The following is a 9,312-nucleotide window of genomic DNA, read 5'->3' as shown; positions in this document are numbered from 1 at the left end:
AGATGCGCTGGCCGAGGATGGCGTCGGCGTCGGCGTAGGAGTCGTCGAACTCGATGCCCTGGCCGACGTCGTGCCCTAGTCCGCGGAGTGCTTCGGCGACGATGACGGTTCTATACCATCCGCACCCCCCTGGATCAGCGGAGTATGGACCACAGCCAGGCCTTCTTGCCGGAAGTGGTCATGTGCATCACCTGTCTTTCTTGGTGCGGCGGTCGGGACCGCGCGATCTGAGCGTGGTGCATTCAGAGACAGCCCTTAGCCACGGATCTTGTCCCTGGGCCGGTACTTGTCGCCCAGCTCGACCCTGGCGCGGTAGTCCGGCAGCCAGTGCTCGGCGTACCAGGCGACGGTCTCGCCGATGCCCGTCTCGAGCGGGATGAGGTACTCGGGGGGCATGCCGATGTCGTGCATGGTGTCGTTGCGCGCGATGATCCGCGCGCCGGGCGTCTCACCCGGGCGCATCGGGAGGTGGACGAGTTCGGGCTGCTCGACGCCGGCCAGGTCGAGCGCGGCCTTGCGGACGAGGTCGGCGACCTCGTTGACGGTGCGGTGCTCGCTGGGGCCGACCTCGATCACGTGGTCCAGGACGGTGCCTTCGGCGGCGAACTCGAGGGCGTTGACGAGGGCTGCGGCGACGTCGGTGACGAACACGCAGTCGGACACCTGCTCGCCGTCGCCGTAGATCTCGATGGGTGCCCCTGTGAGGGCGCGGGCGACGAACGCGGGCATGATCTTGCGGACCTTGCCGACGCCGTACGGGGCGGCCATGAGCTGGCGGGGGCCGTAGGCGTTGACGACGCGGACCTGGTTGAGGCGGGCGCCGCGGTCGCGGACGTACATGTGGCCGAGCGTCTCGACGCAGGTCTTCGACGCCGAGTAGGGGTTGGACATGCCGGCGTTGCCGACGCAGATGTTGACCGCGGGGATGCCGTACTGGACGGCGGCCTCGAACACGTTCATGCCGGAGATGACGTTCGTCATCACGGCCGGGCGCGGGTTGCGCACGGTCTCCTGGGTGCCGAGGACGGAGGCGAGGTGGATGATGCCCTCGACGTGCGCGGCGAGCTCGGTGACCTGGACCTCGTCGCGGGTGTCGCCCATCATGCTCGGCAGGTAGGCGAGCGGCTCGTCCGGGAAGGTGTGGTGCTTGGCCCGGTGGTCGAAGATGACGGGCTCGTGGCCGCGCCTGTGCAGCTCGTCGACGACGTGTCCGCCGATGAATCCGGCACCACCGGTTACTGCGATCTTCATAGCGCTCCTCGCTCAGGGGTCAAAGTCCGCCCGTCGAGCTTACCCGAATCCGATAGTTCGTCGAGATGCCCAGCGGGGATGCCAGCAAGGTGTTGTCTGGCCGGTACAGAGGTCCGCTGCTACCTTGAGATCATGACTGACGTACTGATCGGAGACAGTGCGTACCCGCCTGCGTCCTATCCGACCGCTTTCGGCGGCATCCCGCTGCAGGGCTGGTTCGTGTACATCGGCGGGAACGCCTACCACGTCTGGACCGAGGAGGAGATCGCGGCCCTTCGGGCGCAGCCGTGGTGCCGGTACATCGTGCCGTGCTTCGTTCGCTCCAACCCCGAGTCCGCGGACCCGGTGGCCGACGCGGACGCGGCGATCGCCTGGGCCCGCGCGCACGGCCAGCCGTCCGGCACCGTGGTGTGCTGGGACGGCGAGACCGCGGTCAACAGCGCCTACTTCACCGCGGTGGACCGACGCCTGCAGTCGCAGGCCGGCCTGCACGAGCTGCTGTACGGCTCCAAGGCCACCGTAATCCAGAACGCACGGCCCTCGGGCGGCTACGACGAGGCTGCGTGGACCGGACAGGCCTACGCGCCGGCCGACGAGGCGGACCAGTTCGCGAGTTTCGCCGCCTATGACCTGGGCGAGTTCAACATCGGGCCGTTGTGGGATCTGCGCGCCCCGGTGACACCGACTCCCGCGCCGGGCGCGGGCAGCCTCAAGGAGGACGACGTGAGCACCACTTCGGTCAGCGGCCGCGCGGGTCTTGCGTGGGCGGCCGGTTCTCGGCATGTGTTCGAAGCCAACTACGCGGCGGCCGGGCAGCCCGATCTGGTTCTCGGCGTGGAACTGAAGCTCTTCGGCGGTCCGCTGTATGCGGCGGACTTCACGGTCTCGCACCTGACCGGCACCGGCGCGTACGAGATCCCGGCCGAGCACATTGCGCAGTGCCGCGGCGTGATCCTGACGGTCAAGTCCGGGCCGCAGGACGCCGTGTTCGACGTGTGCGCAGTCTGACCGATGTACCTCACTCTCCAGCAGGTAGGGCCGTGGGGCATCGTCGCGCTCGTGGTGGCCGCGGTGGTGTTCGGGTACCTGGTGCCCAGGCCTTTGCTGGAGGAGACCCGCAAGGTCGCCGACATCTGGCGCGAAGCGTACGAGCACGAGAAAGAGTCCCGGCTCCGGGCAGAGACGCAGCGTGATGAGCTACTGGTCGAGTACGCCAAGACGACGCACCTCGTCGCCACCGCTCTACCCGGCGCGGCAGTTGGTGGCCCCGGCGCCGGTCCGGGTGTCGCGGCTCTGGATCCTGGGGGTGATCCTGGTGCCGCTGTGGCCGTTTAGCCGGCGTCGCGCCGAGATCGAGCAGGAGTTGCGGGCCGCGGAGGTCGCGCGGCGTGCGGCCCGGGAGCATGCGCAGCGTGTGCGTGCTCGCGGGCCGCTCGTGGTTCCGGCGCCGGGTGCGGCCAGGGCGTTGCGGCAAGATCGGCGAGCCTAGCCCGGGTGGCAAGCCCGTGCTAGTGTTCCAGCATGGACAGTCCTACCCGAACGCCGCCTTCGCCGACGCTCATGGAGTTCGGCAAGGCTGTCGACGTGCACTTCACCACGGCCAGCCGGTACCGCAACGGCGAGCGCGTGCCGTCGACCGGTGTCGCGCACCGGATCATCCAGTACTACAACCTGGATCCGGGTGAGCTGCTGGCGGCGATCGCGGCGGGCCGTGAGGCGTTCGGCCACTACATGCGGATGCACGTGTTCGGGCCGGAGCCGGCGGTGGACTTGAACCCGGACGGGTCGGAGAAGCTGGCGGCGTGAAGGTGCCCCCATCCTGCTGGGTGGGGGCCTGCTTTTTTCGGCGCAGTCCCATGCCCAAGAGCTTGACAGGCTGGCAAGGTGGGTAGGAGGATGGATACTGCCCGATCATGCACCCGACAACACGACGGCACACTGCCGAACAGGATCGAACGGAAGGCGACATCGTGACCGAACAGGACAGCATCGAGGTCTACGGCGACGGAGACCAGCCGTGGACCCCGGCCCCCGCTGAGCGCTACGCGTCGGTCTGGCCGCACACCCTCGGCGACCACGAGCACTGGAAGGACGCCGTAGCCGTGCTCCAGGCCAACGGCGCCCTGGTCGTCACCCAGTGGGGCGCGCCCGGCGCGGTCCCGCTGAAGATCTACGCCCCCGGCGCGTGGATCAGCGTCGACCACGTCGGCGACTACACGCCGCACCCGGTGCCCAGCGGGGCGCCGTCGGTCCGGGACCGGATTGTGCCCAGCGAGGAGGTCGCCCCCGAGCTCAGCGGCGAGCGCACCGGCGAGATGCCGAAGTACCGCGACCCTGTCGAGCAGCTCGATCCGGACCTGCTCGACGCCGAGAACGGCGACGTGAACCACCGTTCCGGCGTCGGCGTCCTCGTCCCGCGCCAGCCCGCACCGGCCCCCGGTTTCGGCACTGCGGACCCGGGCGAAGGTGGTGCCGCCCCAAAAGCCGTAGCCGCGGCGGAGCCCACCGCCGAGGACCCGGCCGACACGGACGTCAGCGTGGCTCAGTTCGTGCTCGGCGTTTCGTTGGACAGGCCGCGACGCTGGCTGCATGCGCGGCCCTGGCAGCGTCGCCCTCGGTCGCTGGATCAGATGCTGGGCGGTACGCCGACCCACCTGCTGTCGGCGGTCCTTCCCACATCGCGCGCCATGTGGTGGTTGCTGGCGGGATTGCTTCCGTTGCTGGCGCTGGTCCTGACGACCCGCTGATCCACACCGAACCGCTCACTCTCGAAAGGCAAGCAGCATGACCGCGACGACGAACCAGCACGCGATCGACCTCATGCCGCAGCTGCGCGACGTGCTCGGGCTGCCGAAGGACCTGGACCTGCCGCCCCTGTACTCCGCTGCGTTCACCGCGTACCACAACGCGCCCGGCTGGACGGTGCGCGCTCAGCTCGGCAGCCTGCCCGACGCGGAAGCGTGGGAAGCCCTCAAGGCGTGGGCGCCCGGCGCCGAGCGGCAGTTGGATGACCCGACCGAGTCCGAGGCCAGGACGTCGGGCTGGTACCGGAAGGCATGGGTGGACGTGCGCATCGGCGACGTGGCCGTGCAGATCTGGTGCCATGTGGAAGGTGCGTTCGAACCGCCTGCGGAGATCCTGCACCGCGACGAGGGAGAAGCGGTCAGCTGGGGCTACAAGGAGGGCATCCGCAAGACGTCCTGCGGCTACAAGCGGGCGTCCGAGGTCACCGACATCGAAGCCGACGTCACCTGCGAGGACTGCCACGCCATGCTCAAGGCGGCCACCGAGGCACGGGAGGAGTGGGCCGCGGCGACGAGCGCGCCGATCGAATCGACGTACTCCGACCCGGCGGTACGCAGCGCGATCGCCGACACCCTCGGCGGCCGGCCGTGAACGGCCCTGTGCCCGAGCGGCGCACCCGCAAGCCCACTGGCAAGCCGTCCTGGCCGATGATGTGTCTCGCCGGTGTCGAGAAGTCCGGCAAGTCCTGGGCCGCGGCCGCGTTCAGCGCGTCCGAACTGGTCGGGAAGACGTACTTTATCGAGGTCGGCGAGAACTACGCCGATGAGTACGGGCGCCTGCCGGGTGTCCGGTACGAGATCGTGCCGCACGACGGCACCTACCGGGACATCGCCGCATCCGTGGAATGGGCGGTCAAGCAGCCGCGTGACGAGTCCGGCAAGCCGAACTGCATCATCTTCGACTCCGGCACCGTCCTGTGGGACATGCTCTCCGATCATGCGCACCGCGCCGCCTACCGCAGGTGGCGCAAGAACAACCCGAACGATCCGGAGCCGACGGACGAGATCGTCGTCACGATGGACCTGTGGAACATCGCCAAGGACAAGTTCGCCGCGATCGCCCGCATGCTCTACCACCACGACGGCCCCGCGATCATCACGACCCGGCTGGAACAGGTCGCCGTCGTGGTCGGTGGCAAGCCCACGACGGAGAAGGCGTGGAAGGTGCGCGCCGAGAAGAACCTCCCCTTCGAGGTCGACGCCGTGATCCAGGCCCGCAAGCCGCGCACCTGGGAGATCACCGGGCTGCGGTCGACGCAGCTCGAGCTGCCCGAGGGCAAGACGATCCCGATGCCGGGGTTCACGGTCGAGGGGTTCCTGCGCAGGCTCGGCCACGACCAGCCCGACGCGACCGCGCCCAGGAGCGTCACGCCGCTGCGGGAAGACCCGCGCCCGCAGCACCAGGTCGCCGCCGCGGTGGCACGCAAGGAGCAGGAGGACCGCGCCCGGCTGCCGCGCGCGGTCGAGTGGCAGCGCACCGCGCTGGTGCTGCTGATGCGGGACAAGCTGGGCATCACCGACCGCGGCCAGCGGCTTGCGTCGATGTCGCGGCACCTGCGCCGCAAGATCGACTCGTTCACCGACATCACCGCGGGCGAAGCCGACGCCACGATCCGAGCCCTGGGCGCGCTTGCGGACCACGTGCCCCCCGCCGCGCCCGCACAGCAGGCGCCCCCCACGGCCGCACCGGCTCCGCAGATGCCCGCGGCCGAGTCCCCGGTCGAACCGCAGCCGCCGCGCACCGCGCAGGACCCCGGCTTCCGCCTCCCCGGCGCCGTGGGCCCGGAAGGGATATGCGCGGACATGGAAGCCGAGATCGAGGCGTGCACGGACAAGGCCGAGCTCGACCAGGTCGGCCAGCGCATCGCCGAAATGGCCGGCAACGTCGTCCTGTACCAGTCGCACCGGGACCGGCTGGATGCCGCGTGGCGCGCGAAGAACACCGCGCTGAACCCGCCACCACCGGCCGCGCCCGACCTTGCGCCGCCTGACCGGTTCACGGAGCTGGCCGACGCGATCGGCAGCGCCGACCTGGCCGGTGTCGACGCCCTGGTCGCCACCGCGACCGAGGCGCGGGCGGCAGGGGAGATCGACGCCATGCAGCTCGGCGTCCTCACCTCGCTCGCCGAAGGGCGCGCACAGGACCTGGTGCGGGGCGACCCGACGCCGAACGGCTGGTCTCACCGGGCACTCGCCGACCAAGGGGCGCCCCTGTGAGCGAACTCAAGAGGGGCGACCGGGTCAAGGTCGTCAGGGACGTGTACGGCGACTCCGAGCACCTGCTCGACCAGACCGGCACCGTGGTCCAGCCGCCCCAGTACTACCAGGGGAAGATCGCGCTGGGCGCCAGCGTGCTGCTCGACGGCGCCACGGATGTCCTGGAGTTCATGCCGGAGGAGATCAACGTATGCACATGACGACGAAGATGACGTGCACGCTCTGCCACACGGAGGTGCTCGTCTTCCCGGCGCTGGTCCAGCACAGGCCGAAGGACGCCGCGTTCTCGATGGAGATCTACGTGGAGTTCCCGGTCCAGTGGACGCTGCACTACGCCACGCAGCACCCCGAGGAGTTCGAGGAGATGGTCCAGCGCTGTGCAGAGGCGAACCGCACCATCGACGCGATGCCGCGCGACGTGGACGGTACCTTCCTCCCGAACGGTGTCGAGGTGGGCGCACGCTACCGGGAGTTGGCCGCCGAACAGCAGAAGGAGAGCAGCGTGACGCCTGAGCGTATGGCCGAGATCAAGGGCGACCCGCCGGACCTGAACCACGACCTGGCCGTGGAACTGAACCGTGTCGAACGCGAGCGGGACGCCGCGCTGGCCGAACGCGACGAGGCGCGCAGCATCGCGATCCTGATGCGCCGCTGGGCCGGGACACCAGCGACTAAGGCGCTGGTCGACCGGAACCTGGAGCTCCAGCAGGTGCCTCACTGGCTTATCGACGACAGGGAGAACTAGATGCCTGACAGGATCGTGCTCGAGGTCTACAAGGACGGTTTGACCGGCCAACTGCAGCTCAGCATCAGCAAGCTCGACGAGAACAACAGGGGCTCGGGCTACCGGCTGGTTGGGCCGAAGTTCAACGGGGCAAGCGAGCTTATGCTTGAGCACACGCTCGACCAGCAGGACGCGGGCGAGATCCGCTGGTACCTCGCTCTGGGCTTCCCACCGAAGGCCATTGATGCCGTAGTAGGCGAACAGTCCCCGACTGAGCCGGCCGAGCTCGGTGTGTGGCTGCGCGCCCTGCCGCACCGCACGATCCTGACCGATCGCGACGGGAACGCCTGCCAGATCGACACCGGCGAGGAGCACATCCACCGGGCGCCGAACCGGCACTTCCGGGCCCTGTGCCTCGGCGGCCACCCCTATGAGATCACCGAAGGGCACGAGGAGATCGAGGCCCTGGCCAAGTGGTCCGGGCCGTTCACCGTGCTCAAGCGCGGCGCCCTGGCGGAGAGCGCCGGCGATGCCGCGTGAGCTGATCCCGTGCCCGAGCGAGGCGGCGTACCGGCGGCACCTGGCGCACGGCGAGGAACCGTGCCCGGAGTGCCGGGCGGGGAACCTGGCGAACAACCAGCTCGACTGGCAGGCGTCCCGCATCGTTGCCGCGATGACGCACACCGATACGGAAGCAGGTACATCCGATGTCTGAGTTGCCGCCGCTTGAGGATCCGGAAGGTCACCGGTGGGTGCGTCCGCGGGCGAAGGAGTGCCCGGACTGTCCGTGCTGCCGGGCGTTCGTGTGCGAGAGCAAGGAGTGGTCGCTGTACGACGCGCCGGAGACGCGGCCGGCGAAGCCGTGCCCTTGTGAGCAGGCGTTCTTGAGTCACTGGCTCGCGGAAAGCGGCCTGTAGGTCTGTGCAGAAGCCGGTCTCGTCTCGGTTGAGGCGGGGCCGGCTTTCGCGTTCCGCGACTAGTCGGGTGTCTAGCGCCACGTAAGTCACTCGAATGCGGCCGTTGATCTATACCCACATCCCTCCTATCATTTGAGGTATGAGCGTGAAGAGTGAGCTTGAGCGGATCCAAGAGCTCAGGGCCTGGATTTCCACGGGTCGCGCTCGCGAGATCCGCGAGGAAGCGGGGCTCAGCCAGGAGGCGGTCTGCCGGGCGCTGGGGTTCAACAGCAACAGCGTGCTGCGCTGGGAGTCGAAGAAGCACTTCCCGCATCCGCGCAACGCGGTCGCCTACCACGAGTTCCTCGAGCAGCTCGCGGACTCTGCTGCGAGCACCGAGTGATCGCCGATGCGGACATAGGTCCCCGATCGCCGCGTCTAGGCGCTGGCGCTGTGCAATGGCTGAGGCGAGTGATCGGACGGGAGCAGAGTGTGCAACATACGCCGGTGCGCCGGAACGACTGGGAAGTGGTGGTGCGCCGTCTCGCGCTGCCGGATGCGGCGAAGCTGCTGGCGCTGCTGCTGGCGACGTTCGCGAATCCGGACGGCAGCAGCATCCGTCCCGGGGACGAGCTGGTGGGGGATCTGTGCGACTGGTCGCAGAAGTACGTGCGGGAGCAGATGAAGGTGCTGCGCGACTTCGGGTTGATCGAGTGCGTGCGCCCTGCTGCGCGTCGGCGGGCCGCGGTGTATCAGCTGACGTTCCCGGGGGAGGGCACGGAGCCTGCGCCGCTGCGGGTGGATCCGGCGGGGGTGCGGCTGGTGGAGCGCACGCGTGGGCGGGGGGGTCGCAAGCCGAAGTTGACCGGAACTCCAGTTCCGGTCAACCAGGATGATGACGGGAACTCCAGTTCCGGTCATGATGAGGATGACCGGAACTGGAGTTCCCCCCAAGAGCCCGATGACCGGAACTGGAATTCCGGTCAAAGCGGCCCGGACGGCCCAATGACCGGAACTGGAGTTCCGGTTACAGAGAGTTCACCGGAACTGGAGTTCCCAATGACCGGAACTGGAGTTCCGAATGACCGGAACTCCAGTTCCCCCCACCATTACAGACCACTCCAAGACCAATCCTGGGTTGAGACCGACCTACCCCCCACTAGCGAAGTGGATCAAGAGGCCTCCGAAGAAACATCCCCGAGTCAACATAACCTCGCAGACCCCGAACGGCTCCGGGAGGCCTACCGCAAAGCCCGCGGTGTCATCGCCGCCGCACCCGAAACCCAACGCGCCGCGGCCATGGATCACGGCATCCGGCTCGCCGCCGAACGCGGACTGACCGGCGCGCGCTGGCCGACGATCCTCGCTGCCGAATACCTCGACGAATTGTCCGTCGCCGCTGATACGATCCGATAACCAA

Annotated in this window: 13 protein-coding genes; 12 read left to right on the top strand and 1 reads right to left on the bottom strand. The window is 68.6% G+C overall.

Annotated elements, in window-relative coordinates; genetic code table 11:
• Window positions 1–255 precede the first annotated feature (255 nt).
• Window positions 256–1,251 (bottom strand): NAD-dependent epimerase/dehydratase family protein, encoded by a 996-nt coding sequence (locus VGS97_RS20285; RefSeq protein ID WP_326855177.1) that lies wholly within the window; start codon window positions 1,249–1,251, stop codon window positions 256–258.
• Window positions 1,252–1,383: 132 nt separating this feature from the next.
• Between VGS97_RS20285 and VGS97_RS20280 the strand changes: the two genes are divergently transcribed.
• From VGS97_RS20280 to VGS97_RS20225, 12 genes are all read left to right on the top strand, one after another.
• Entirely contained in the window at window positions 1,384–2,259 is an 876-nt protein-coding gene (locus VGS97_RS20280) for a hypothetical protein (protein ID WP_326855176.1), read from the top strand.
• Between the two features lie 3 nt (window positions 2,260–2,262).
• A complete protein-coding gene (locus VGS97_RS20275) occupies window positions 2,263–2,586 on the top strand; it encodes a hypothetical protein (protein ID WP_326855175.1) in 324 nt (107 codons plus the stop codon).
• 186 nt (window positions 2,587–2,772) lie between these two features.
• A complete protein-coding gene (locus VGS97_RS20270) occupies window positions 2,773–3,057 on the top strand; it encodes a helix-turn-helix transcriptional regulator (protein WP_326855174.1) in 285 nt (94 codons plus the stop codon).
• 164 nt (window positions 3,058–3,221) lie between these two features.
• Entirely contained in the window at window positions 3,222–3,998 is a 777-nt protein-coding gene (locus VGS97_RS20265) for a hypothetical protein (RefSeq protein ID WP_326855173.1), read from the top strand.
• Window positions 3,999–4,035: 37 nt separating this feature from the next.
• Window positions 4,036–4,647: a hypothetical protein gene (locus VGS97_RS20260; protein WP_326855172.1), complete on the top strand. Its 612-nt coding sequence runs from the start codon at window positions 4,036–4,038 to the stop codon at window positions 4,645–4,647.
• Window positions 4,644–6,272 carry a hypothetical protein gene (locus tag VGS97_RS20255; protein WP_326855171.1) on the top strand — a complete coding sequence of 543 codons (1,629 nt, stop codon included), beginning with the start codon at window positions 4,644–4,646 and terminating at the stop codon, window positions 6,270–6,272. Before VGS97_RS20260 ends, VGS97_RS20255 begins: the two co-directional genes overlap by 4 nt.
• The gene (locus VGS97_RS20250) at window positions 6,269–6,472 is read left to right on the top strand and encodes a hypothetical protein (protein ID WP_326855170.1); all 204 of its coding nucleotides are present in this window, start codon (window positions 6,269–6,271) and stop codon (window positions 6,470–6,472) included. The genes VGS97_RS20255 and VGS97_RS20250 overlap by 4 nt, the downstream gene beginning before the upstream one ends.
• Window positions 6,469–7,017: a hypothetical protein gene (locus VGS97_RS20245; RefSeq protein ID WP_326855169.1), complete on the top strand. Its 549-nt coding sequence runs from the start codon at window positions 6,469–6,471 to the stop codon at window positions 7,015–7,017. The genes VGS97_RS20250 and VGS97_RS20245 overlap by 4 nt, the downstream gene beginning before the upstream one ends.
• Window positions 7,018–7,536 carry a hypothetical protein gene (locus VGS97_RS20240; RefSeq protein ID WP_326855168.1) on the top strand — a complete coding sequence of 173 codons (519 nt, stop codon included), beginning with the start codon at window positions 7,018–7,020 and terminating at the stop codon, window positions 7,534–7,536.
• Window positions 7,526–7,711 carry a hypothetical protein gene (locus VGS97_RS20235; RefSeq protein ID WP_326855167.1) on the top strand — a complete coding sequence of 62 codons (186 nt, stop codon included), beginning with the start codon at window positions 7,526–7,528 and terminating at the stop codon, window positions 7,709–7,711. Before VGS97_RS20240 ends, VGS97_RS20235 begins: the two co-directional genes overlap by 11 nt.
• A gap of 341 nt (window positions 7,712–8,052) precedes the next feature.
• Window positions 8,053–8,295 (top strand): helix-turn-helix transcriptional regulator, encoded by a 243-nt coding sequence (locus VGS97_RS20230; RefSeq protein ID WP_326855166.1) that lies wholly within the window; start codon window positions 8,053–8,055, stop codon window positions 8,293–8,295.
• Between the two features lie 104 nt (window positions 8,296–8,399).
• On the top strand, window positions 8,400–9,308 hold the full coding sequence (locus tag VGS97_RS20225) for a hypothetical protein (protein WP_326855165.1): 909 nt from the start codon (window positions 8,400–8,402) through the stop codon (window positions 9,306–9,308).
• Window positions 9,309–9,312: the final 4 nt, after the last annotated feature.

Source organism: Actinocrinis sp., assembly GCF_035946395.1.
Classification (GTDB): domain Bacteria; phylum Actinomycetota; class Actinomycetes; order Streptomycetales; family Catenulisporaceae; genus Actinocrinis.
This window is presented reverse-complemented; position numbering and strand designations above follow the sequence as displayed.